Source organism: Exiguobacterium sp. s124, assembly GCF_018617485.1.
In the GTDB taxonomy this organism is placed as follows: Bacteria; Bacillota; Bacilli; order Exiguobacteriales; family Exiguobacteriaceae; genus Exiguobacterium; species Exiguobacterium aestuarii.
Map to the genome: position 1 here is coordinate 17,291 of NZ_JACSKH010000002.1, position 24,054 is coordinate 41,344.

Annotated in this window: 27 protein-coding genes; 25 read left to right on the forward strand and 2 right to left on the reverse strand. The window is 48.0% G+C overall.

Annotated features, from left to right (window positions below; genetic code table 11):
• Positions 1 to 2: 2 nt before the first annotated feature.
• From rsmG to KNO85_RS10685, 3 genes are all read left to right on the forward strand, one after another.
• Positions 3 to 719 (forward strand): 16S rRNA (guanine(527)-N(7))-methyltransferase RsmG, encoded by a 717-nt coding sequence (rsmG, locus tag KNO85_RS10675; RefSeq protein WP_214789935.1) that lies wholly within the window; start codon positions 3 to 5, stop codon positions 717 to 719.
• 80 nt (positions 720 to 799) lie between these two features.
• A complete protein-coding gene (gene noc, locus KNO85_RS10680; RefSeq protein ID WP_074034050.1) occupies positions 800 to 1,684 on the forward strand; it encodes a nucleoid occlusion protein in 885 nt (294 codons plus the stop codon).
• Between the two features lie 36 nt (positions 1,685 to 1,720).
• Complete coding sequence (locus tag KNO85_RS10685) at positions 1,721 to 2,503, forward strand: ParB/RepB/Spo0J family partition protein (RefSeq protein ID WP_074034048.1); 783 nt, start codon at positions 1,721 to 1,723, stop codon at positions 2,501 to 2,503.
• On the opposite strand, the gene yyaC is transcribed toward KNO85_RS10685, so the two are convergent.
• The gene (gene yyaC / locus KNO85_RS10690) at positions 2,476 to 3,102 is read right to left on the reverse strand and encodes a spore protease YyaC (RefSeq protein WP_214789937.1); all 627 of its coding nucleotides are present in this window, start codon (positions 3,100 to 3,102) and stop codon (positions 2,476 to 2,478) included. The genes KNO85_RS10685 and yyaC overlap by 28 nt on opposite strands.
• Positions 3,103 to 3,272: 170 nt before the next feature.
• Between yyaC and KNO85_RS10695 the strand changes: the two genes are divergently transcribed.
• The 18 genes from KNO85_RS10695 to rlmH all read left to right on the forward strand — a co-directional run bounded on the left by KNO85_RS10695 (position 3,273) and on the right by rlmH (position 20,050).
• Positions 3,273 to 4,214, forward strand: a complete 942-nt coding sequence (locus KNO85_RS10695; RefSeq protein ID WP_214789939.1) for a mechanosensitive ion channel family protein — start codon at positions 3,273 to 3,275, stop codon at positions 4,212 to 4,214.
• Positions 4,204 to 4,407: a DUF951 domain-containing protein gene (locus tag KNO85_RS10700; RefSeq protein ID WP_214696523.1), complete on the forward strand. Its 204-nt coding sequence runs from the start codon at positions 4,204 to 4,206 to the stop codon at positions 4,405 to 4,407. Before KNO85_RS10695 ends, KNO85_RS10700 begins: the two co-directional genes overlap by 11 nt.
• A 153-nt stretch (positions 4,408 to 4,560) precedes the next feature.
• Positions 4,561 to 5,661: a redox-regulated ATPase YchF gene (ychF, locus tag KNO85_RS10705; protein WP_214789942.1), complete on the forward strand. Its 1,101-nt coding sequence runs from the start codon at positions 4,561 to 4,563 to the stop codon at positions 5,659 to 5,661.
• Between the two features lie 131 nt (positions 5,662 to 5,792).
• The gene (gene rpsF / locus KNO85_RS10710) at positions 5,793 to 6,080 is read left to right on the forward strand and encodes a 30S ribosomal protein S6 (RefSeq protein WP_074034039.1); all 288 of its coding nucleotides are present in this window, start codon (positions 5,793 to 5,795) and stop codon (positions 6,078 to 6,080) included.
• A gap of 37 nt (positions 6,081 to 6,117) precedes the next feature.
• Complete coding sequence (ssb, locus tag KNO85_RS10715; protein ID WP_015880231.1) at positions 6,118 to 6,627, forward strand: single-stranded DNA-binding protein; 510 nt, start codon at positions 6,118 to 6,120, stop codon at positions 6,625 to 6,627.
• Between the two features lie 43 nt (positions 6,628 to 6,670).
• Complete coding sequence (gene rpsR / locus KNO85_RS10720) at positions 6,671 to 6,901, forward strand: 30S ribosomal protein S18 (protein WP_015880232.1); 231 nt, start codon at positions 6,671 to 6,673, stop codon at positions 6,899 to 6,901.
• A gap of 151 nt (positions 6,902 to 7,052) precedes the next feature.
• Positions 7,053 to 9,044, forward strand: a complete 1,992-nt coding sequence (locus tag KNO85_RS10725; protein WP_214789944.1) for a DHH family phosphoesterase — start codon at positions 7,053 to 7,055, stop codon at positions 9,042 to 9,044.
• Positions 9,041 to 9,484, forward strand: coding sequence for a 50S ribosomal protein L9 (gene rplI / locus KNO85_RS10730; protein WP_214696532.1), 444 nt, complete (start codon positions 9,041 to 9,043; stop codon positions 9,482 to 9,484). Before KNO85_RS10725 ends, rplI begins: the two co-directional genes overlap by 4 nt.
• Positions 9,485 to 9,501: 17 nt before the next feature.
• On the forward strand, positions 9,502 to 10,854 hold the full coding sequence (gene dnaB / locus KNO85_RS10735) for a replicative DNA helicase (protein WP_015880235.1): 1,353 nt from the start codon (positions 9,502 to 9,504) through the stop codon (positions 10,852 to 10,854).
• Positions 10,855 to 11,012: 158 nt separating this feature from the next.
• Entirely contained in the window at positions 11,013 to 12,302 is a 1,290-nt protein-coding gene (locus KNO85_RS10740; protein ID WP_214789946.1) for an adenylosuccinate synthase, read from the forward strand.
• Between the two features lie 121 nt (positions 12,303 to 12,423).
• The gene (gene yycF, locus KNO85_RS10745) at positions 12,424 to 13,134 is read left to right on the forward strand and encodes a response regulator YycF (RefSeq protein ID WP_214696534.1); all 711 of its coding nucleotides are present in this window, start codon (positions 12,424 to 12,426) and stop codon (positions 13,132 to 13,134) included.
• A gap of 3 nt (positions 13,135 to 13,137) precedes the next feature.
• Entirely contained in the window at positions 13,138 to 14,979 is a 1,842-nt protein-coding gene (gene walK, locus KNO85_RS10750) for a cell wall metabolism sensor histidine kinase WalK (RefSeq protein ID WP_214789952.1), read from the forward strand.
• Positions 14,979 to 16,361: a two-component system activity regulator YycH gene (yycH, locus tag KNO85_RS10755; RefSeq protein ID WP_214789954.1), complete on the forward strand. Its 1,383-nt coding sequence runs from the start codon at positions 14,979 to 14,981 to the stop codon at positions 16,359 to 16,361. The genes walK and yycH overlap by 1 nt, the downstream gene beginning before the upstream one ends.
• Entirely contained in the window at positions 16,348 to 17,172 is an 825-nt protein-coding gene (locus tag KNO85_RS10760; RefSeq protein ID WP_214789956.1) for a two-component system regulatory protein YycI, read from the forward strand. The genes yycH and KNO85_RS10760 overlap by 14 nt, the downstream gene beginning before the upstream one ends.
• Before the next feature lie 13 nt (positions 17,173 to 17,185).
• A complete protein-coding gene (locus KNO85_RS10765; RefSeq protein ID WP_214789958.1) occupies positions 17,186 to 17,977 on the forward strand; it encodes an MBL fold metallo-hydrolase in 792 nt (263 codons plus the stop codon).
• 51 nt (positions 17,978 to 18,028) lie between these two features.
• A complete protein-coding gene (locus KNO85_RS10770) occupies positions 18,029 to 19,288 on the forward strand; it encodes a S1C family serine protease (protein ID WP_214789960.1) in 1,260 nt (419 codons plus the stop codon).
• Positions 19,289 to 19,325: 37 nt separating this feature from the next.
• Positions 19,326 to 19,487 (forward strand): CxxH/CxxC protein, encoded by a 162-nt coding sequence (locus KNO85_RS10775; protein WP_214789962.1) that lies wholly within the window; start codon positions 19,326 to 19,328, stop codon positions 19,485 to 19,487.
• Positions 19,488 to 19,570: 83 nt separating this feature from the next.
• Positions 19,571 to 20,050, forward strand: coding sequence for a 23S rRNA (pseudouridine(1915)-N(3))-methyltransferase RlmH (gene rlmH, locus KNO85_RS10780; protein ID WP_074034007.1), 480 nt, complete (start codon positions 19,571 to 19,573; stop codon positions 20,048 to 20,050).
• A 212-nt stretch (positions 20,051 to 20,262) separates the two neighbouring features.
• Here rlmH and KNO85_RS10785 read toward each other — a convergent pair whose 3' ends face one another.
• Complete coding sequence (locus KNO85_RS10785; RefSeq protein ID WP_214696558.1) at positions 20,263 to 20,841, reverse strand: NAD(P)H-dependent oxidoreductase; 579 nt, start codon at positions 20,839 to 20,841, stop codon at positions 20,263 to 20,265.
• 178 nt (positions 20,842 to 21,019) lie between these two features.
• On the opposite strand from KNO85_RS10785, the gene KNO85_RS10790 reads away from it, so the two are divergent.
• From KNO85_RS10790 to KNO85_RS10805, 4 genes are all read left to right on the forward strand, one after another.
• Positions 21,020 to 21,562: a TetR/AcrR family transcriptional regulator gene (locus tag KNO85_RS10790; RefSeq protein ID WP_214789964.1), complete on the forward strand. Its 543-nt coding sequence runs from the start codon at positions 21,020 to 21,022 to the stop codon at positions 21,560 to 21,562.
• Between the two features lie 90 nt (positions 21,563 to 21,652).
• Positions 21,653 to 22,207, forward strand: coding sequence for a GNAT family N-acetyltransferase (locus KNO85_RS10795; RefSeq protein WP_214789966.1), 555 nt, complete (start codon positions 21,653 to 21,655; stop codon positions 22,205 to 22,207).
• A 172-nt stretch (positions 22,208 to 22,379) separates the two neighbouring features.
• Positions 22,380 to 22,625 carry an acyl carrier protein gene (locus tag KNO85_RS10800; RefSeq protein WP_214789968.1) on the forward strand — a complete coding sequence of 82 codons (246 nt, stop codon included), beginning with the start codon at positions 22,380 to 22,382 and terminating at the stop codon, positions 22,623 to 22,625.
• Entirely contained in the window at positions 22,622 to 24,028 is a 1,407-nt protein-coding gene (locus KNO85_RS10805) for an AMP-binding protein (protein WP_214789970.1), read from the forward strand. Before KNO85_RS10800 ends, KNO85_RS10805 begins: the two co-directional genes overlap by 4 nt.
• Positions 24,029 to 24,054 lie beyond the last annotated feature (26 nt).

A 24,054-nucleotide genomic window follows, 5' to 3' on the forward strand; every position in this document is an offset into this window, starting at 1 on the left:
CGATGAACGAATCTCAATTTATTGAAGCGTTACGGGCTAAAGGATTTGAACTGAACGAGACACAACTCGCTCAGTTCAAGCGCTACTTCGAGATGCTCGTTGAATGGAATGAAAAAATGAATTTGACGGCCATCACGGACCAGGAAGAAGTGTATTTGAAACACTTTTACGATTCGCTCAGCGCAGCGTTTCACTTCGACTTCACGCAAGTCGAAACGGTATGTGATGTAGGGGCGGGAGCGGGATTCCCGAGTCTTCCTCTTAAGATTTTATTCCCTCACTTACATGTCACGATCATTGATTCATTGAATAAGCGCATCACGTTCTTGAATGAGTTGGCTCTTGCCCTCGGACTCGAAGGTGTCGCTTTCCATCATGGTCGTGCCGAAGAGTTTGGGAAAAATAAAAAATTCCGCGAACAGTTTGATGTCGTCACAGCGCGAGCCGTTGCCCGCATGACAGTGTTGGCTGAGTATTGCCTGCCGCTCACGAAAGTGGGCGGAAGCTTTGTCGCGCTTAAGGCGGCTAAAGTTTCTGATGAGATGAAAGACGCTGAAAATGCGTTGGCTGTTCTAGGTGGGAAAGAAAAAGCGACACACCAGTTCCTATTGCCAGGAGAGATGAGTGAGCGTAATATCGTAGTTGTAGATAAACTACGAAAAACGCCCGGGAAATATCCGCGTAAAGCGGGAACCCCGGCGAAAGAGCCACTTATCTGATGATGTCGTTTCACGTGAAACAAAAGCAGATTCCAGTGGTGGAGTCTGCTTATTTTTTTACATAAAAGGGGTGCCCGACGTTGAAGAATAGATTTGCGAAATTGTTCGGTGTGAATCGAAAAGATGAAGTTGCCGTGACGCAGATTGCGGAAGTTCGAGCGGACGACACGGTGCAGGAGCTCTCGTTGTCACGATTGCGTCCGAACCGATATCAACCGCGTAAAGTATTCGAACCGGCAAAAATTGAAGAGTTGGCAACGACGATTTCGGAACATGGACTGCTTCAACCGATCGTGGTTCGAAAGGCAGACGGGGACTGCTATGAAATCATCGCAGGGGAGCGCCGTTTCCGAGCCGTGAAATCGCTTGGCTGGTCGGCGATTCCGGCAATTGTTCGCGATATGGATGATGATACGACGGCTGCGCTCGCATTGATTGAAAACTTACAACGCGAGCAGTTGAGTCCGATTGAAGAGGCGGAGGCGTATGACCGGTTGCTCGCCTTGAACGGATTGACGCAAGATGCGTTAGCGAAGAGTTTAGGGAAGAGCCAGTCTACGATTGCGAACAAGTTGCGACTGTTGAAGTTGCCTGAGGACGTGAAGCAGTCGCTTCGTGATCGTCGCATCAACGAGCGACACGCCCGTGCACTCTTGCCATTAAAAGAAGAGGGGTTACAGCTCCAAGTGCTCGTGGAAGTGTTGGAACAGGATTACAACGTCAAAGAGACTGAGGAACGAGTCGCCTTTTTGACAACACCAATCGAAGAAGAAAAACGTAAGCCGAAAAAGCAACGTCGTCGAACGAAGAGTTTTGCGCGTGATACACGAATCGCCATCAATACGATTCGTGACTCGATCGATTTGATTGGGAAAACAGGGATTGATGTCCAAACTGAAGAAGTAGACGAAGAGGAATTTGTTGAAATTCGAATTCGCATCCCGAAAGCGCGGCCTCAAAAATGAGTCCGTGCTTTTTCATACGATGAAGGAGGTTTGTAGATGGAACGATTAGCTTTAAAATTCATTCGCCCAAACCCGAACCAACCACGTAAACAATTTGAGGTGGAAAAGCTAGAAGAATTGCGTCAGTCGATTGAACGGTATGGTGTGTTGCAGCCGATCGTTGTTCGAAAAGCGACCGGGTACTATGAGATCATCGCCGGTGAAAGACGATTCCAAGCGGCAAAACTCGCCGGTAAAGAAGATATTCCCGCTTTAGTCGTCACGGCGGACTCGGATCGCGTCATGGAGTTGGCATTGATTGAAAACATTCAGCGGGCCGACTTGAACGCCATCGAAGAAGCAGTCGCCTACGAGCAATTGATGCAGACGCTCGGACTGACGCAACAGCAACTGGCAGATCGGGTCGGAAAAAGCAGAAGTCATGTGACGAACAGTTTGCGCTTGCTTCGTTTACCGAGCGCGGTCCAGCACGCGGTCATGGTCGGGGATTTGACGATGGGTCATGCACGGGCGATTACAGGCATGAAATCGGAACAGGCGATGGAACAGATTGCAAAACGGGTGATTGCTGAGCACTGGACGGTACGTCGACTCGAGCGTTACTTACAAAAAGAGCGCACAGCAAAAAAGACGCTGAAGCAATCGAACGCAGATATCGAAGCGGTCGAAGCGGTGCTTGCAGAGCGTCTTCAAATGGATGTGTCGATTCGTCCTCGCCGAAAGGGCGGGGTCTTAGAATTAAAGTACTTTTCACAAGACGATTTAGAACAACTACTTACGCTGTTGTCTCCTCAAGACTTTGACTCGTCCCGTGACTGACGAAGCCTTGTGATCGCGGCTTCTTCTTGATGAAGGCGTCCGATGCGTGAATCAAAATCGACAAAGCCTTCCGTGATGAAGCGGGCGAGTTCGTATACGAGATGGAGACGTGTGTTTTGTAGAATCATCATTTCCATGAACCCACTGACATTCACGACGGCTTTGATATTATAAGCGCCGACTGCAGGGAGTTCTTTTTGGACACCTGCACCTGGGGCAAGAGGTCCTTCGGAGAAGAAAACGTAGCCGACACTCGACAGTCGTCCGAGGCAGGCATCGATGGCGATGATGAGTGGTTGGTGGAATCGCGTTTGAATCTCATGTAATGTTTCTACTAAATTTAGCGCGTGTACGGGTTTCGTCAACGTACCGTATACGTGTAAATTACGAATGCGACGTTCTTCTAAAAACGTTCCGACGAGTGGACCAAGTGAATCACCGGTCGAACGATCTGAACCGATGCAAACAAGGACGATGGGGCGATGGGTTTCATTGACCAACTGTTCATGAAGCTGGTCCGCAAGTAATCTGGATCCACTCCGCTCAGTGTGTTCAATGAAGAAAGAGTATGGTTTATGAGGTTTTAGGCGAAACGGCATGAATCTCATCCTCTCTTCTGAGCTGCCTATTCCTAGTTGCAGTTAGGGGATTGATCTCGTATTAACCCATTCCCAAAAGTGGAAAACTTCTAAACTTCCGAATGCGGCGTTTGAGAAAAGTCGTGAAATATGTTTTGATGATTTAGAATCTACGACTTTGAGGTGAAAAGATGGCTTCGCAAAATACAGAAAAAGATTTAAGCACGGTGGCAGACGAAACGATGGATAGCGTGAACCAATTCGTGGAGTACTTTAAAGATACAGACATGTGGATTGGCTTGGGGATTAAGCTCGCTGGGGTAGCGCTCATCATTCTTGGTTTATACATTGCGACAAGAATCTTGACGACGATGGTCGAACGCGTGTTTACGCTTCGGAAAATAAAAGAGCATGACATTGTCGCTCAACGTCAAAATGAAACATTATTAAAACTCGCACAAAACACGATTCGTTACGTGATTGGGTTGATCATGGTCCTGACGGTGCTCGGACAGTTCGGCGTCAATATCGCCGGTTTGATCGCATCGGCCGGGGTCGCAGGTCTTGCGATTTCATTCGGTGCACAAAGTTTGGTGAAGGACGTCATTACGGGCGCATTCATCATTTTTGAAAACCAATATAAAAATGGGGATTATGTCAGTTTGAATCAACAGGTCGAAGGAGTCGTCATCGAGGTCGGCATTCGAACGACGAAACTAAAAGGGTTGAACGGACAAGTTTCTATCATTCCGAACGGACAAATTATGCAAGTGACGAACTATTCGCTTGAAAATAGTGTGGCGGTTGTCGATGTCGGTGTCGCCTATGAAGAGGATATGGAGCGTGTCGAGTCGGCGATTAAAGAGATCGCAAAAGAAGTTGAGGCGAAATATCACGACCTCTTCATCGAACCGATCACACTCGCCGGTGTACAATCACTTGGAGCTTCGGAAGTCGTCTATCGCTTGATGGCAGAAGTACCACCGACTCAACACTTCGCAGCTGGACGGATTTTGCATAAAGAGTTGAAGGCAGGATTCGACCAACGAGGCATTGAAATTCCGTACCCACGGACGGTCATGTTACCGCCGAACCCAGCTCCTAAAGGAGGAGAAGCAGAAAATGCACAGTAAAACTTATGCGTTGAACGATGTTGTGGAAATGAAAAAGCCACATGCCTGCAAGACGAACCGCTGGCAAATCACACGTGTAGGGATGGACATTCGCATCAAGTGTCAAGGCTGCGGAGCAAGTGTACTCATGCAACGCCGAGACTTTGATAAGCGATTCAAGAAAGTGCTTGAGCAAGGGAACGCCGCAGAATAAGCGGCGTTTTTCTTTAGGTTATGAACGTGAGTTGCGGTTTAATCGTGGACTAACTATAATTGTGAAGGATGTGACGGTGTGGTGTACTGAAGGTACCCACTCCACAGACGGCTTAACATTTCCCGGGAAACACCGGATGAGGAGGAACTACTAGTGGGATTAACAGCAGGAATTGTCGGATTACCAAACGTCGGGAAATCGACTTTGTTTAATGCGATTACACAAGCAGGAGTCGAAGCGGCTAACTATCCGTTCGCGACAATCGACCCGAACGTCGGAGTCGTAGAAGTACCAGATGCGCGCCTTGATCGTTTGACGGAACTCGTCAAACCGAAAAAGACGGTGCCGACAGCGTTCGAATTTACAGATATCGCTGGAATCGTTAAAGGAGCATCAAAAGGTGAAGGGCTCGGAAATAAATTCTTGGCGAACATTCGCGAAGTTGATGCGATTTGCCAAGTCGTTCGTTGTTTTGAAGATGAGAACATCACGCACGTTTCGGGACGCGTCTCACCGATTGACGACATCACGACGATCAACCTTGAATTGATTTTAGCTGACCTAGAGTTAGTTGAAAAACGTATCACACGTGTTCAAAAAATGGTCAAATCAAAAGATAAAGGTGCCGCGCAAGAACTTGAGGCACTCGAAATCGTGCAAGCTGTCTTAGAAGCAGAACGTCCAGCCCGTGTCGCAGAGCTCACGGATGACCAGTTAGCAATCGTGAAACACTTCCAATTGTTGACGATGAAGCCAATGCTCTATGTGGCGAACGTGAGTGAAGACGAAGTGGCAGACGCGGACTCAAATGAATACGTTCAAGCAGTTCGTGACCATGCGGCAACAGAAGGTGCGAAAGTCATCGTCATCTGTGCGCGTATCGAAGAAGAAATTTCAGAGCTCGAACCGGAAGAACGTCTCGAATTCTTACAAGATCTCGGTATTGAAGAGTCAGGGCTCGATCAATTGATTCGTGCGGCGTATTCGACACTTGGTCTTGCGACGTACTTCACGGCAGGTGAGAAAGAAGTTCGCGCTTGGACGTTCAAACAAGGAATGAAAGCACCACAATGTGCCGGTGTCATTCACTCTGACTTCGAACGTGGCTTCATTCGTGCCGAAGTCGTGGCGTATGAAGATCTTTCTGCAGCTGGCAACATGGCGACGGTGAAAGAACAAGGGAAACTTCGTTCGGAAGGTAAAGAATATGTCTTCCAAGATGGCGACGTTGTCACATTCCGATTCAACGTATAAGTTGATTTACGGAAACGTGTTGTAAAAACCAAGGAAGTTTGATAGTATATTATGACGTGAGTAAAACAATTGTTTGCTCCTTGCTCCTACAAACCGGTAGGAGCCGTTAGTCCAAGAGGAGGTGAAAGATAATGCGTAAATACGAACTTCTTTACATTATCCGTCCATCAGTTGATGAGGAAGCGAAGAAAGCTTTAATCGAGCGCTTCAACAACGTCATCACTGAAAACGGTGGTACTGTTGAAAAAACAACAGACATGGGTAAACGTCGTTTCGCTTATGAAATCAACAAGATGCGCGAAGGACACTACGTTCTTCTTAACATCGTTGCTGAACCTAAAGCGATCCAAGAAACAGAGCGTCTCATGAAGATCTCTGACGACGTTGTCCGTCAAATGACAACAAAAGACGAGCGTTAATCCTTAACGTCTCGTATCGTGAAAGGGGAGCTTGGAGATGATTAACCGAGTTGTGTTAGTTGGTCGATTGACTCGCGATCCGGAAATGCGTTATACGCAGAGCGGAATCGCCGTAACACGCCTTACTCTCGCTTGCGATCGTCCATTCGCTGGACAAGATGGGAAGCGCGAGACGGACTTTATTGATTGCGTCGTTTGGCGCAAACAAGCAGAGAACGTAGCACAATACTTGAAAAAGGGCAGCATGGCCGGCGTTGACGGTCGCCTTCAAATCAGTAGTTACGAAGGACAAGATGGCCAACGTCGTTACCGGGCAGAAGTAGTCGCCGACAGCGTACGCTTCCTTGAACCACGCGGAGCCTCAGGGCAACGTGAGCAAGCACCATCTGGAGATGTCTTCGGTGGTGGTGAATCAAGTGGATCAGGATGGGGCGCAGGAGCTGCTTCGACTTCATCTCAGTCCTCGAATTCGAATAAAGGTTTTGACGCAGATCCGTTCTCGGGTGGCGGCAAAATCGACTTGTCAGATGATGATCTGCCATTCTAATCATCATTGACAACAAAAACTAACTTATAAAGGAGGTCTTCACATGGCACGTCGTCCAGGAGGTCGTCGTCGTCGTAAAGTATGTTTCTTTACGTCGAACAACATCACTCATATCGATTATAAAGACGTAGAATTGCTCAAACGCTTCGTTTCGGAGCGTGGTAAAATTCTTCCACGTCGTGTGACTGGTACTTCAGCGAAATACCAACGTCCACTTACTGTCGCTATCAAGCGCTCACGTCAAATGGCTTTGCTTCCATACGTTGCAGAGTAATGTTTGACGAACGGCTTATCCTTTTGGATAAGTCGTTTTTTTGTATTTTACCTCGTTTGTAAGTGTGTAAGTGAAACCGACGAATATGGTATGATAGAGCAGAAACCTTTACGATTCCATGGGTGAACATTACTCATTTTAGGAGGCATACATGCACAGTGGTGAAGCAATAACATCCGTGAAGAACCAATACGCGCGGCACATGATTCCATATGTGATTGGATTTTTTGTCTCGTTTGGATTGGCGTTCTACAGCATTGTGGCAGCAATCACCCTGTTTATGGGCACGCTGATCTTTTATATCTATCAGCAAGTGACGATGCGACGGGAACGTAAAAATTGGGAACAGTATGTCCTCTCACTCTCTCATCAAATCGAGGAGGTCGGGAAAGAAGCGTTGACGACGATGCCGATCGGGATTTTAGTCTTTGATCAAGACCGACGCATCAGTTGGTTTAACGAACAATCGCGATTGATCTTCGAACTCGATATGGCGATTGGTGTACCGCTCGATGCGCTCCATTCCGCATTCGATGAATTGATTGAAGAAGAAGAGGATGAAGCCACGATTGAAGTGGGTGACCGCGTCTACCGTGTCTATTACAATCAAACACATCAAACACTCTATTTGTTTGACATGACCGAAGAAGCGGAGATTGAGCAAAAGTATGTTCAAACACAAACGGTCATTGGTATTTTGTATTTAGATAACTATGACGAGATGTCGACTGCGGTGGATGAGCAAGTGCGCAGTGACGTGAATCGTCGTGTGACGGTGCTTCTCAACCAATGGGCGCAGCGTCATCATGTCTACATGCGCCGTACGGCAGCAGACCGCTTTTTCCTCGTCATGAACGAGCGGACGTTATCTGAACTTGAAAACAATCGTTTTTCGATTTTGGATGAAGTGCGCGATGCGACAAAGGAACAAAAAATTCCGTTGACGTTATCGATTGGAATTGGATGTGGAGAGACGACATTGACGGAGCTCGGTAATTTATCGCAATCGAGCCTCGATCTCGGACTAGGTCGCGGTGGTGACCAGGCCGTCGTCAAACGTCATAACGGAAAAGTCCGCTTCTTTGGAGGAAAGACAAATCCGACGGAGAAACGGACGCGCGTCCGGGCACGTGTCATCTCGAACTCGATGCGTGATTTGATTCGGGAGTCGAGCCGCGTCCTCATCATGGGACATAAAAATCCAGATATGGACTCGCTCGGAGCTTCCATCGGGATCATGAAATTGGCTGAGTTTGTTGGACGTGAGGCGTACGTAGTGATGCCGTCAGGTGAGACGAGCATCGGTATTCAACGGCTCGTTCAAGAAGTGGAGAACGATGACTCCTTATATAGTCAGTTCTTGACCGAATATGAAGCACAGCCGCTCATCGACGAACAGACACTCCTTGTCGTCGTCGACACGCATCGTCCTTCACTCGTCATTTCAAAGGATATCTTGTATCGGGCGGAGCGTGTCGTCGTAATCGACCACCATCGTCGCGGGGAAGAATTCATCGAGGACCCGGTCCTGGTGTACATGGAGCCTTACGCCTCATCGACATGTGAGCTCGTCACGGAGTTGATCGAGTATCAGGCGGGAAGTCGCAAGCTCTCGATTCTCGAGGCGACGTCACTTCTTGCAGGAATCATGGTCGATACGAAAGGCTTTACGCTCCGCACAGGTTCACGTACGTTCGATGCGGCGTCCTACTTACGCATTCAGGGAGCTGACACAGTGCTCGTGCAGCACTTCATGCGTCAAGACCTCGATGCCTATATCGAGCAGTCACAGATTTTGAAAAACACCGAGATTTACGCAGATGGTATGGCGATTGCGGTCGCTTCTGACGACGAGGCTCATCATCAAGTATTGATTGCCCAGTCGGCAGACCAATTGCTCAATATGGAAGGTGTCAAAGCCTCGTTCGTCATCGCGATTTTACCAGATGGGCGAACGGGCATCAGCGCTAGGTCGCTTGGTGACGTCAACGTCCAAGTCATCATGGAAATGCTTGATGGGGGCGGACATTTGACGAATGCGGCGACACAACTCGAGATGAGTCGCGAACAAGCAAACGTCTTGTTAAAAGAGGCGATTGATCATTATTTGACAGATGATACTGAAGGAGAGGAATTAGAATGAAAGTTATTTTGAAAGTAGATGTAAAAGGGCAAGGGAAAGCTGGAGAAGTGAAGAACGTAGCCGATGCTTACGCGAAAAACGTCTTGTTCAAGAAAAACTTGGCGGTTGAAGCGACACCTGGAAACTTAAAAGCGTTCGCAGCGAAAGAGCGTCGTGCCGAAGAAGCGGCAGAAGAAGAGTTGAAAGAAGCGCAACAACTCAAAGCGAAACTTGAAAAAGAGACGATTGCCGTTACGACGAAAGCCGGTGAGGGTGGACGCGTGTTCGGATCGGTCACGAGCAAACAAATCGCAGATGCCCTCAAATCGATGGGCTACAAAATCGATAAGCGTAAAATCGAGCTCGAGCACCCGATCAAGGCGCTCGGTTTCACAAAAGTGCCAGTGAAGTTGCACCATGACGTCGTCGCGACGTTGAACGTACATGTACAAGAAGCCTGAAGGTGAGGTAGAGACGGATGAGTGATGCGATTCAAGTCAATACACCACCACATAGCGTGGAAGCGGAGCAAGCCGTCTTAGGGGCGATCATCCTCGATTCGGACCGGCTGATCACGGCCTCAGAGCGGGTCGACCCGGACGACTTTTATCGCGTCAGCCACCAACGCATCTTTGAAGCGATGTTAAAGATCAATGACCGGGGTGAACTTGTCGACTTGGTCACGCTCAGTTCAGAGCTTCAGGCACAAGGCATCTTAGACGAAATCGGCGGCCTCAACTATTTGGCCGAGGTCGCGGAATCGGTCCCGGCCATCGGGAACATCGGCTATTACTTGAATGTCGTCGACCAAAAAGCGGCACTTCGTCGCCTGATTCGAACGGCGACGAATATCGTTTCAGATGGTTATGAGCGCCAAGATGAGGTCGATTCTGTCCTCTCAGATGCAGAACGGAACATTTTAAAAGTATCGCAACGTAAGGGGCAATCGAGTTTCCATCCGATTGGTTCCGTCCTATCGGATGCCTATTCGACGATTGAAAAGCTGCATCAGTCGAGCGGTGAAATCACTGGTATTGCGACAGGGTTTACCGATTTGGATAAGATGACGGCCGGTTTCCAACGAAACGATTTGATTATCGTGGCCGCTCGTCCATCTGTCGGGAAGACCGCATTCGCCTTGAACATCTCGCAAAACGTTGCCGTCCGTACGGGCGAGAACGTCGCCATCTTCAGTTTAGAGATGGGTGCGGAACAGCTCGTCATGCGTATGTTGTGTGCGGAAGGGAATATCGATGCCCAACGCCTCCGGACCGGTCGTCTTGAAGCGGAAGACTGGGGGCGCTTGTCACTTGCGATGTCATCGCTCTCCCAAGCGGGCATCTATATCGATGATACGCCAGGTCTTCGTGTCAACGAGATTCGGGCGAAATGTCGTCGCTTGAAGCAAGAACATGGTCTCGGGATGATCATGATTGACTACTTGCAGCTCATCGTCGGGAACGGGAAACCGGGCGAGAACCGCCAACAGGAAGTTTCCGAAATCTCGCGTACGCTCAAAGCGATTGCACGGGAACTTCAAGTACCTGTCATCGCCTTGTCGCAGCTCTCACGTGGGGTAGAGAGCCGTCAAGACAAGCGCCCGATGATGTCGGATATCCGTGAATCGGGAGCGATTGAGCAAGATGCCGATATCGTTGCCTTCCTCTATCGTGATGACTATTACGATAAAGAGAGTGAAGACGCCAATACGATTGAAATCATCATTGCGAAACAACGTAACGGTCCGACCGGTACGGTCAAGCTCTCCTTCCGGAAAGAGTACAACAAGTTCGTCAATATGGAGACACAAGCCTTCGCGCCACCGATGTAACGTCGGTGGTGTCTTTTTTTATATAGGTCAGTCGTAAAATGACGAACGAATAGTTACATGTTGTATAAAACGTTCGGTATTGGATTGACTTTCTTGCTTTTCAAGTGTACACTTACGGATGGTTTGAACAGAACGTTGATTAATAAGGAGGATTCATTATGTCATCAGTAGTCGTAGTGGGAACGCAGTGGGGCGATGAAGGGAAAGGGAAAATCACCGATTTCTTATCGAAACAAGCCGAAGTCGTCGCGCGTTATCAAGGGGGAGACAACGCTGGTCACACGATCGTCTTCAATGATACGAAATATAAACTTCACCTCATTCCGTCGGGTATCTTCTATTCGGATAAGACGTGTGTCATCGGGAACGGAATGGTCGTCAACCCGAAATCACTCGTGACGGAACTTGCTTACTTACATGAACGCGGTGTGAGCACGGATAACCTCCGTATCTCGAACCGGGCGCATATCATCTTGCCGTATCACCAACTTCAAGATCGTTTAGAGGAAGATGCAAAAGGTGATGCGAAAGTCGGGACGACACTTAAAGGGATCGGTCCAGCATACATGGACAAAGCGGCACGCATCGGGATTCGTATCGCGGACCTTCTCGACAAAGAAGTGTTTGCGGAGAAATTAAAGACCGTTCTCGAATTGAAAAACCGCATGTTCGTGAAAATGTATGAGGTCGACCCAGTCGAATTTGATGATATCTTTGAAGAGTACTACGCGTATGGCCAACAGTTCGCGAAATACGTGTGTGATACATCTGTCGTCTTGAACGATGCGCTCGACGAAGAGAAGAAGGTTCTCTTTGAGGGAGCACAAGGTGTCCTTCTCGATATCGACCACGGAACGTACCCGTTCGTCACATCGTCGAACGCAGCGTCTGGTGGTGTATCAAGTGGTGCCGGAATCGGCCCATCGAAAATTCATCATGTTGTCGGCGTCTGTAAGGCATACACGTCACGCGTCGGTGACGGTCCGTTCCCGACACAACTCGATGATGAGATTGGTCATACAATCCGTGAAGTCGGGAAAGAATACGGAACGACAACAGGCCGTCCACGTCGTGTCGGCTGGTTCGACTCGGTCGTCGTCCGTCACTCACGTCGTGTCAGCGGGATCACAGATCTTTGCCTCAACTCAATCGATGTATTGACAGGTCTTGAGACGCTCAAGATTTGTACATCGTATGAGTACGAAGGAAAGCATCTTGACGAATACCCACCGAACTTCCGTGTCCTTGAGAAGTGTGTACCAGTGTACGAAGAACTTCCTGGCTGGACAGAAGATATTACGGGCGTCCGTAACTTCGACGATCTTCCAGAGAATGCGAAGCGTTACGTGCGTCGCATCGAAGAATTGACGGGTATTGAGTTATTGACCTTCTCGGTCGGACCGGCTCGTGAGCAGACGGTCATCTTGCGTGACATTTACGAAGCATAAGAAAGGGAGCCATTGTGGCTCTCTTTTTCATTTCCACGGAAATGGACCACGCTTTCTAAGCTGTATAAAAAGAGTTACAATGTAGGCATGTACGTTTAATGATAAGAGGAGGACTCACTGAATGGATCGTACGATTTTAGTGGTAGATGACGAACAACCAATCGCAGATATATTGAAGTTTAAACTTGAAAAAGAAGGTTATCAGGTGCATGTCGCCTATGACGGCGAAGAAGCGCTCGTGAAAGTGGAAGAGATTCAACCGGATCTCATCTTACTCGATATCATGCTTCCGCTCAAAGACGGTATGGAAGTATGCCGTGAGGTACGCAAGAAGTATGACATGCCAATCATCATGTTGACGGCAAAAGACTCAGAAATCGATAAAGTGCTCGGGCTAGAGCTTGGTGCGGATGATTACGTCACGAAACCGTTCAGCTCACGTGAGTTGTTGGCTCGCGTCAAAGCGAACATGCGACGTCATGCGACAGCGCCGGCGCCTGAAGCAAAAGGTGCGAACGCGAACGATATCGTGATCGGCGACTTGACGATTCACCCGGACTCGTACATGGTGACGAAACGGGAAGAGAAGATCGAGCTGACGCATCGCGAGTTCGAATTGATTCATTACCTCGCGCAAAATATCGGCCAAGTGATGACGCGTGAGCATTTGCTCCAAACCGTATGGGGCTATGATTACTTCGGGGACGTTCGTACCGTGGATGTCACCGTACGCCGTCTTCGCGAAAAAGTAGAAGACAACCCATCGACACCGACGTATATTATCACACGTCGCGGAGTCGGGTATTATTTGAAGGCAGGAGAAGAAGATTAAACGATGAAACGGACGAACTTCTTTAAATCAATCCAGTGGAAGCTCGTCGTCATCTATGCGCTGCTCATTCTCGTTGCGATGCAAGTCATCGGCGTGTACTTTGTGCGTTCTTTGGAACGGCAATACATCAACAACTTCTCGCAGTCACTCGTCGACCGGGCGAACCTACTGAGTTATAACGTCAGTGAGGGGATCGCCGCGAACGAGAGTGACTCGACCACGGACCAGCAGTTGAACCAGTTACTGGATCAGCTGCTGTCTGACTTTACCGAGAGCACGACGCTAGCTGACGACATTCGAGAAGTCCAAATCATCGACACGAACAGTGTCGTACGGGCGACCTCGAACCAGAACAATCAAAGTCTCGTCGGACAACGGACGGCGAGTACGTTTATTCAAAAATCATTCGCGACGGGCGGCGCACAAGAGACGCTCGTCTATGAAGATTCGAATGATCGGATGCGTGTCGTCGCCGTTCCAGTCAAATCGGAAATAGATGGGACCACGATCGGCATGATCTATATCGAGGCATCGATGCAATCCATCTATAACCAGATGGAACAAGTCATCCGCATCCTCGCAACAGGGACGGTCATCGCATTGATCATCACGTCCTTCCTCGGTATCCTGTTATCTCGAACGATCACACGACCGATTGCCGATATGCGTCGGCAAGCCGTCGAGATGCGAAAAGGGAACTTCTCGCGGAAGGTTAAAGTGTACTCGGATGACGAGGTCGGTCAACTCGCATATGCGTTCAACGAATTGACAGACGAGTTGATGGAGGCGAACGCAACGACGGAAGCCGAGCGTCGACGATTGACGAGTGTCCTCGAGAACATGTCGGACGGTGTGGTCGCGACCGACCGTTCGTTACGGGTCATTTTAATGAACGACCAGGCACGCGATATGATCGGGGTCGACGAAGAAGAGGCGATGGGAATGAATTTACAAAGCCTCCTCGCGTTCGAAGAAGAGATTGTCATCCCGGAGGATGGGACGATGCCGGCGAAACTGATTGACCTCAGTACGGATGAGGAACTGTTCCTCGTCCGAGCCTATTTCTCACCGATTCAAAAACATAGCGGGCCGATCACAGGTCTCATCGTCGTCTTGCACGACGTCACTGAACAAGAGCAGGTCGAACAAGATCGCCGTGAGTTCGTCGCAAACGTCAGTCACGAGTTGCGGACACCGCTCACGACGATGCGCAGTTACTTGGAGGTCCTTGCAGAAGGCGCCTATCAGGACGATGAGTTGGCACCGCGTTTCCTAGAGACGACGCAAAACGAGACGGAGCGAATGATTCGCCTCGTCAACGACTTGTTGCAACTCTCGAAGATGGACAGTAAAGAATATAAGATGCAGAAAGTGAAGTTCGACTTCGTGCAGTTCTTTAACGACATCATCGACCGTCACGAGATGACGAAAGGTGACGCGATTCAATTCCGCCGGAAACTGATGAAACGCCGCGTGTATGTGCATGCCGACCAGGATAAGATGACACAAGTGATTGATAACATCATCACGAATGCCATCAAGTTCTCGCCGGAGGGCGGTACGATCACGTTCCGGACGATGCTTCGGGCGAAACGCCTCGTCATCGGCATCAAGGATGAAGGGGTCGGGATTCCGAAGTCGAACTTGAAGAAAATTTTCGAACGCTTCTATCGTGTCGATAAGGCGCGGGCGCGTAATATCGGTGGAACCGGACTCGGTCTATCGATTGCCAAAGAAGTCGTATCCGCTCACGGTGGGGACATCTGGGCAGAGAGTGAATTTGGTCGCGGCACGACGATTTACTTCACGATTCCGTTCGATACGATTGTGGAGGTGAATGATTGATGAAACGGTTTACGATTGCAAAGCCAGAACTGTGGAAGTCGTTGCTTTTGCTCACGTTAATCGTCACGTCGATTGTTCAAACCATCATTTTGTGGGATTATCATCCCACCTATCAGTCAGTCCAATCGGAGACACAGCTGACGACGGTGGACGAATCATTACAACGCCGGGCGAATCAAGTCGTCATTCCGGTGCAGGCGGTCGTTCATGACAACAACGCCGTCTTCGCTTCGAAGAACACCCCGAAGCAGTTGATGCGGGTCATTCGGGATACGTTTGAAGCGAGTGAGTTCAAACCGCTCGCTACGAAGAACGTGCCGAGCTTTTACACAGATATCAACGAAGGGCTCGAGTTGATTTTACCGGAAGCTTACTATGCGGATACGCTCAGCTATATGCTACCGGGTACGTACAGTCTGTCTGGGAAGATTCCGCAACGTGTGCTCATCTACATGGATGACAATGCGTTTACTATCCGGACGATCATGAGTGACCAATCGATTTGGGAAGGAAAGTTGACGAATGTCGGAAACGGCGACGTGAACAGTTTATTCCTGAAAAACTCGGGTCGTACGATGAAACGGGTGACGTATACGGATGAACGCGTGAACTACATCCCGGTCGTCGGACCGGAGATGAATGAGTTGTTCGCGTATGACGTATCGTCGATTCAAATCGATGCGCGTCTCGACTGGATGCGGGACACGTTCTTCCCAGGCGACCCGAACGTCCAAGAAGTCGATTCGGCAAGTTCGATCGGTGCATTGACGAACGGTGTCAGCGTAGCAGAATATGATGCGAAGCTGAACGCGAGTCGCTATCGGAACTTGTCTCGGAACAGCACCGAGCGTGAAACGGCACTCGGTTTGGATTCGATTGTCGAATTCGTGAATTTCCATGGTGGATGGGTTGACGAGTCTTCTGAGAATCAAGGACTCTCGCTTCGATTCGATGCCATCACACCGGCGAACAAAGGTTTTGAAACGACTGTCTTCCGTTTCCACGTGAAAGGATATCCGGTCTTTAGTCAACGTGAGGCGTTTATCAACAATGACGCCATCGACTTATCCACATTGCGTGTGGAAAACGATGGGGCGCAAGTCCGGTCCATCACACGACATCACTTAGAGATTGACCGTTTGATTACGGTCGGTACGACGCAGCTGGCTGACGCGGAAGAAGTACTCGGGACACTTATCAATTCTGGACGGTTTGAGAACGTGACCGAGATTCGAATCGGTTACGAGATTGAATATAACGAAGATACGAGTCGATATGTGACGTTCTCACCGAATTGGTTCGTACGTGAAGCGGGACGTTGGGTCCCGTACGACAAATCAGAAGATTGGACAGAAAGGATGATGTATCGTGGATTGGAGTAAAGCGAAAACGATTTTAATCTTCGCCTTCCTCGCCTTGAACATCTATCTGTTGTTCCAATTGGTGACCGAAACATGGGCGACTGAAGTCGTGACGAATGACAATACGTCGATTGCACAGATTTTAGATCAACGAAACGTCGACCCGGCAAAATTGCCACGAATGGGTCGGGACATCGGATATTTGACGGGGTCGTCTGAAGAGATGTCGGCCGCGATGATCACGAAAAATCGTGATGCCCAACTGGCGACGACGCTTGACAACATGCAACTCGAAGTCGAACTGAAGCAGCCGGTGCCGCTCGATGCAAAAGATTTGAGAACGACCGCTTCGACGTTCGTGGCAGAATATGTCCCGTTCGGAGAAGAGTATGCATACTGGCGATATGATGAAAAGACGAGACAAATCGCCTTCGTCCAAACGTTTGAAGACAATAAGATTTTCTCGGCACCCGAAGTCGAGGGAGATTCGGAGATGTATATCGGACCATCCCTCATCTTGATTCAATTGAATGAGGAATATGAAGTGACGGATTATAAACAACGTCACTTGAAAGACATCTCATCAAAACCGCAGGACGATCTCGTGTTAACGGCTAGTGAAGCCATCTCTCAACTCGCGTCACGGAAGTATTTCCAACCGAACCAAGAGATGCGGGCCATCAACACAGGGTTTTATAGCTTACCACTCGACAGCTCTGGCGGTTTGATTATCATGCCACCGCTCTGGTCGGTCGCGATCGACGATTATGTGTATTTCGTCAATGCCATCGATGGAACGGTAGAGCGCGTCGAGTTCGAAACGAAAGAATGAAAGGAGTGATGGTGTGAGTTTACAGTATAGTGTGTTAGCGAGCGGATCGACCGGGAACGCCCTCTATATCGAGACGGAACGGACGAAGCTGCTCGTCGATGCCGGATTGACCGGGAAAGCGATGCAACAACGCATCGAAGCCATCGGTCGGTCGTTTGATGGGATCGATGCACTGCTCGTCACCCATGAGCACTCCGACCATATTAAAGGTGTAGGGATATTAGCACGAAAGTATAACTTACCGATTTATGCGAATGCGAAGACGTGGGCAGCGATGGAATCACTCATCGGAAAGATTGACCCGGCTTTGAAGTTTCATATCGAGGTAGGTGACGTGAAGCAGTTCGGTGATATTGAAATCGAGACGTTCAACGTGAGTCACGATGCAGCAGACCCGATGTTTTATCAGTTTGCCCACGATGGGAAACGTTTGGCCCACATCACGGACACTGGTTACGTCTCAGACCGCATGAAAGGGGTCATCCGTGGGGCCGACGACTTCATCTTCGAGTCGAACCATGATGTCTCGATGCTCCAGATGGGGCGTTATCCGTGGAGCGTCAAACGACGGATTCTTGGAGATTATGGGCATGTCTCGAATGAGGATGCGGCGATTGCGATGAGCGAGGTCATCGGTGACCGGACGAAACGGATTTACTTGGCGCACTTAAGCAAGGACAACAACATGAAAGAGCTCGCGCAAATGAGCGTCTCGCAAACACTCGGCATGCGGGACGTCGACTTAGGTCGTATCAAATTGTGCGATACGGACCCAACAATCCCAACTTCGCTCGTTTCTTTATAAGGAAACTTGGGAAAAGACAGTTATCACACTGTCTTGAAGGGGGGACGCGTCGTGAACGAAGAGAGACACCATGAGTATGAACCTCAAGACGTCGAACCTGAAGCACACGAAGCAAAAGAAGAAAAACCGACGTATCCGTCTCGGAGTGAATGGCGTCCGAAGCAAGAAGAGCACGTACGCCACAAGCCGAGACCGAATATAAAACCGTTGTTACTCGGAGGGGTTGGCGGATTCTTAGGAGCGGCTTTGTTTTTTGTCACAGTGATGCTCTGGGATTCGCCGACCTCTCGTTTTGTGACGAACGAACTGACCCGGACCGAGCAAGCCGTGACCGTCACCGAATCTGACGTCACGACCGCTGTCCTCGGGGCGAAGACGTCCGTCGTCAGCATTACGAACATCCAGCGTGCCTTCACCTCGGACTCGCAGTGGGAGGCGGGCGCAGGCTCTGGCGTCATTTATAAAGTCGAAGGGAACACGGCGTATATCGTCACGAACTTCCACGTCATCGAAGAGGCGGACGAAATCAACATCGCTTTCTCCGACGGTCAGATTGCGTCAGCGACCATTTTAGGCGAGGACCCGCTCAACGATTTGGCGGTTGCGGAAGTCGAGTTGCCGGACAATATCGATGCGAAACCGATCGTGCTTGGCGATTCCACCGTGCTACAGGCCGGTGAGACCGTCATGGCCATCGGAAATCCGCTCGGTGTCTTCTCAAACTCGGTCACCCGTGGTATCGTCAGTGGTGTCGAACGGACGGTGCCGGTCGATACGAATAGCGACGGCTTGATGGATTACAACGCAGAAGTCATCCAGACCGACGCAGCGATCAACCCAGGAAATTCGGGCGGTGCCCTTATCAATGTTCGTGGGGAGCTCGTCGGGATCAATTCGATGAAAATCGCCGAAGCGAGCGTGGAAGGGGTCGGCTTCTCGATTCCGGTGAACGTGGCGCTACCGGTCATTGACATGTTAGAGCGTGACGGCAAAGTGACACGGGCCCAGCTCGGGGTCACGATTCAAGAAGTCATTGCCGTACCCGGTAACGTCCGGGAAGAATACGGCATCTCATTCGATCAAGAAGATGGTGTCTTCGTCGAAGAGGTGACACCAGGTAGTCCGGCTGAAGATGCGGGACTCCGCGTCGGTGATATCATCACGCAAATCGGAGATCGGGAGATTAAACGATACGTTGATTTACGCGATGCGCTCTATCGAGATGCGACGGTCGGTGATACGATTACGATTGAGTATTTACGTCGCGGGGAAACGAGAGAAACCGAGGCGACTTTAACTGAAGCAACTTAAAGAAGCGGCGACGCTTCTTTTTTAAGGAGGAAAAACTGTGGAAAAAAAAGTATGCAAGGAACATGTTGAAATCGCTTTAGATATCATTGTGGATGAAACAGGGGAGTACCCGTTGTTAGAGGAATTATCCACAAGTGAACACGTGACATGTGAGTTCTGTGAAGCCGATGCAACATATGTTGTGTCAAGCAAAAACTAATTATCAACATGTGGATTTGTGGATAACTCTGTGGATAACCCTATGGATAACTCCAAAAAAACTGTGGAAAAAGGAAGAATTGGATGAATATTTCAATTATCACGGTCGGCAAACTAAAAGAAAAATATTTAAAGCAAGGAATTGCCGAGTATACAAAACGGCTCTCTGCCTACGCAAAAGTGCAGGAAATCGAGGTCTCAGACGAAAAAGCACCCGAGCATTTGAGTGAGGCAGATATGTTACTAGTAAAACAAAAGGAAGGCGAGCGGATTTTGGCGAAGATATCCCCAGACACGCACGTCATCGCCTTGGCGATTCAAGGGAAGCAACGAACGAGTGAAGAGTTCGCCCGTGAACTCGATCAACTCGCAACGTATGGAAAGAGTAAAATTGCTTTCGTCATCGGGGGTTCGCTCGGTCTGTCGGACGATGTGATGAAACGAGCGGACGATACGATTTCGTTCTCGAAGATGACGTTCCCGCATCAACTTATGAAGCTCGTATTATGTGAACAGATTTATCGAGCATATCGGATCAATCGGAATGAACCATATCATAAATGAGTGAAATCTCTGAAGCTCGAACACTGACGAATTCTGTTCTTTTTATCCTTTGCATGAAGTCAGTAAATCTGACAAAATCGTAAAAAGTCGCGATTGAAATTCAAATCATCTAAGCGGGACCTCAAATTTATGTTGTTAATCTGGTTATTAATAAAAAAATTTGAGGTCATAGATGATATATAACCTACATAAAGTTGATGGTGTACTACAGATTACACTAAGATACTCTTCGCTACTTTATCTAAAAATTTCTTTCTTCGACGATCTTTCCCGCTACTCGTAAATGAGCTGTTCACCCATTTCACATTTTTAAGTCCAATTCCTTTAAATGTTCCGCGAATAAGAGTCCCCTTAATGGGGTTCCCGGCTAAAAATCTTAAATACCACGTAGGCACTTCCGAAGTGGTAATGACAGTAGTCTTTTTTATATGAGTGAGTAATCCTTTCAATCCGGTAGATTCCTCTACATAGGCAAAATTTTTCAACATAACCTTGTCAAAAAAGCCTTTTAAAATAGCTGGTACATCAAACCACCAAACAGGAAAAATAAAAACTAATTCATCGCTATCGCTCAGCATCTTCTGATATTGGTTCACTAGTTGATCTCGAGATTGACCTTTCGAATAAAGAGATAAATCCGATTCATTTAAAACAGGATTAAATTGATCTTTATTTAAGTCAATGATTTGGTAGTCTTTTTTCTTGAGTACTAATTGTTCGATTGTTGTATCCATGATGGATTTATTGAAACTGCCATGCCATGGATGAGCCAAAATAATCGTTGTTTTCATAAGTGATCCTCCTAGTATGATTAGAATTTGAATAAATTAAATAAATTTGAGCATTTGATATTATTTGAACAATTGCTCAAATAATATACCTGCAATATAATGTTAGTGTAGACATTGCGTCAATAAGTATTGAGGTATTCATACAAATCTCTCATTCTGTACAAATTAAGGAGTACTTATGCTAAAGCAAAAACCTGTAAATACGAATTCTAAGAGGTCAATCAATCTTTTAGTGGATACTATGTTGGAATTAATGCGTCGAACGAACTTTACGAGTATTACGATATCAGAACTTACTAAAACTGCGGGATTGGCGCGAAATACATTTTATGCTCATTTTGATACGAAAGAGGATGTACTCACCTATCACATGTATCAAATATTTAGGCATAGAATTCAACTTGCATTAACAGAAGCGGGACAGGAGCAACTTGATTTCGATACGTTGTATTTTGAGATATGGAGTGACAACCTCGAATTCTTGAATCTCTTAAAAGAAAATGATTTGCTTCCGCTTTTGAATCGCTTTGAGGAACATTTCGATTTACTTTGTATAGATTTTCAAATTTATGAGAATTGCAATGTATCTGAAAAAGCGGAAGTGTATGCGAATGCGGTATACGCAGATTCATTAGCAAGTATTGTGAAAAGGTGGATGAAGACCGGTATGAAAGAAACACCACAAGAGTTAAGTGACATTTTTAAAGAATTCATTCGGTGAACGTTTTTTAAGTTTGCTTGGAATCGAAGTAGGAAATGAAGTCGCATATTCGGTTTCTTAAATAACTAATCATAAAAATAGGAGAGTTTTATGAACCACACCATCAGTCTTCTAACAAATCAAATCGCTCCCGATTTTCTAACAACCTTTGAACGCTTTCAGGAAACGCATCGCATCTATGCCGTAGATTCGAATGGTAAGCTTTATCCAAAAGATGAGCATTATATCGATGAATGGGATGATGCGAAAAAACAACAGGTCATTGATATTCTCAACTACTACATCGACCGTGGCGGAGTTGTTGTGGCAATCCAGAAAGGCGAGACGCTACTTGGATTTGCTGGACTGAACGGACAACCGCTCGGAACGGAAGCCCAGTATTTGAATTTGGGATTTATTCATGTGAGTCGTTCTAATCGTGGACAGGGGATTGGTAAAGTTTTATTTGAACAGGTCTGTCAGGCAGCGGTCGATCGAGGTGCGAAGAAACTCTACATCGGGGCGAACCCGGCCGTCGATACGTATCATTTCTATGAAGCGATGGGATGCAAAGTAGCCGAAGAAATCGTGCCAGAAATCTACGAAGAAGAACCACTCGACTTACAACTCGAATATGTTTTATCGTCTTCTGAGACCGCATCGTAACGATGTGGTCTTTTTCATGTACAAAATCGCTCAACTCCAAGCTTTTTCTCCTATGAAGAATTGACCGATTTCGAAAAATTGTGATAGAATCACAAGGCAAATGATTATCATTATCAGTCAATAATAATAGATGTAATCGAACAGTTGGAGTGAACGTGAAAGGATGAATACAATGAGCACGCTTGAAGCATATAACAAGGCATTTAAAAATGGATTGGAATTAGAGGACGATGTAGTTCTCGAGGACATGAAGCTCGGAGAGTCGACGGAATGGGATTCGATTGGACACATGACGCTGATCGCAGAAATCGAGGATGCGTTTGACGTCTATATCGATTCGGATGAAATGACGGAGTTCCATTCGTATCAGTCTGGCATCGCGTTGCTGCAGCGCCTCGGTGTGGACATTCAGTCATGACGCTTTTTCAAACACTCGAGCAGTACACGGATCGTGAGGCGGTCTATGCGGACCGCTCTTACACATACAGTGAGATGTTAGAGGTCGGAGACTCGATTTGTCAGGAAGTCGGCGAACGATCGCTCGTCTTCTGTTTGTGTGCCAACCGGGTGGAGTCGCTCTTCGGGTATGTCGGTTTCCTTCGGGGACGCGTCGTACCCGTCTTGTTGGACGCGGACATCCCAGCCGAGCAATTACAGAAGTTGATGGAACGGTATCGACCGACCCACGTATGGGCACCGGAATCGAGAGACGATTTGGCGAACTCGTTGAATGCTTACTACGGTTACGGCGGCTACGCCTTGTTTGAAACAGGAGCACCAGTTCACCATGAACTTCATGATGAATTGGCCCTTCTGTTGACGACTTCAGGGAGTACCGGAAGTCCGAAATTTGTCCGCCTCACTTATAAGAATCTATCAGCGAACGCCACATCGATCATCGACTATCTCGACATTGATCAAACGGATAAACCGATCACGACCCTTCCGATGAACTATTCATATGGGCTCTCCATCATTAACAGTCATCTGTTGAAAGGGGCGACCATCATTCTGACAGATTGCTCAATCGTTCAAAAAGAGTTTTGGGAGTTATGTCGTTCCGAGCAGGCGACGACGTTTGGCGGAGTCCCGTTTCATTACGAGATGTTGAAACGATTGAAATTTGAGACGTATGACATTCCTAGTTTGAAGAAGTTGACGCAAGCTGGTGGGAAGTTAGATTCGAAGCTCGCACAGCACTTCGCGACGGTGTGTGAAGAAAAAGGGATACAATTTTTCATCATGTACGGTCAGACGGAAGCAACGGCCCGGATGTCGTATTTGCCGGATCGGATGCATGCGGAAAAAGCGGGGAGTATCGGAATCGCCATCCCAGGTGGAACACTCTCACTACGAGACGAGGTCGGAAACGACATCAAAGATGCGGACGTGACGGGCGAATTGGTATATCAAGGCGACAACGTGTCGTTCGGATACGCGACCTCGTTGGCCGATCTTGCGAAAGGTGACGACCATCAAGGTGTCTTGCGTACGGGTGACATGGCATATCGCGATGAGGATGGGTATTTCTTCATCGTCGGCCGGATCAAGCGCATGATTAAACTATATGGGAGTCGTATCAGCTTAGACGAAGTCGAGGCTCTCCTTCGAGAGCACGGACATGACTGCGTCTGTGCCGGAGAAGACGACCAACTATACGTGTATACGCTACAAGATGACGTCGCACGCATTAAAAAAATCATCAAAGAACAAATCAAGGTGAAAGGTGTTCGGGTGATGCAAATTGACGAGATTCCACGCAATTCGTTCGGAAAGATTCGTTATGCCGCATTGCCGAAGCGAGAACTTGTGACCACCTGATTGTCAGGAATCGGTACATCGTCAAG